This window comes from Nostoc sp. UCD121 (genome assembly GCF_014222285.1).
Taxonomy (GTDB): Bacteria; Cyanobacteriota; Cyanobacteriia; order Cyanobacteriales; family Nostocaceae; genus Nostoc.
Genome location: NZ_JACKZS010000524.1, coordinates 1 through 518, shown reverse-complemented (window position 1 = coordinate 518; position 518 = coordinate 1). Strand labels below are relative to the sequence as shown.

Below are 518 nucleotides of genomic sequence, written 5' to 3'. Positions count from 1 at the left end.
TCAATGTCCCGGCTGTACCGAGTATGCCCCATTTCCAGACAAAATCGGATTTTGGAGGCATCCCCGATTTTTCCGCCATTTAAATGTTTCATCTTTTGGGAAATATCATTGATGAGAACTTCTACGCCTGTGGGGTAGGCGGTGTGAACTTCTCGTTTCCCTTGGTTGTAACGAGAATGCAGAGTCGTGCCATTGCCAAAATCTAAAATGGTTAATTTTTTAGGTAATTGATGCCCAAACAATGCACCCATCCCTTCTAGTACGACTTTCAGGACTTCTATTTTCACGTCTGATTGTTTGCCAGCTAGTATTGGCTGATATTCTCCGCTTAGTACTTTTTGCAATTCGTCAGCTAGGCCAACATCATGTAAGCTAACAACTAATTTTAAATGCCAAGCCTTACGGTGTGGAAGATGTGCCAATGCACCGAATAAAGTCAGCAATGCATTATTGACTTTGTTTTCATTGTTATCAGTGTTTCGGTCAAAATAATTTCCTGTACGGAAAGCTGATTCTCC

The 518-nt window shown here is 41.5% G+C and carries 1 protein-coding gene; it reads right to left on the bottom strand.

From position 1 onward, the window contains the following. Positions 1 to 518, bottom strand: a 518-nt coding sequence (locus GNF10_RS37315; RefSeq protein ID WP_369009421.1) for a ParM/StbA family protein, incomplete at both ends; no start/stop codon positions are given.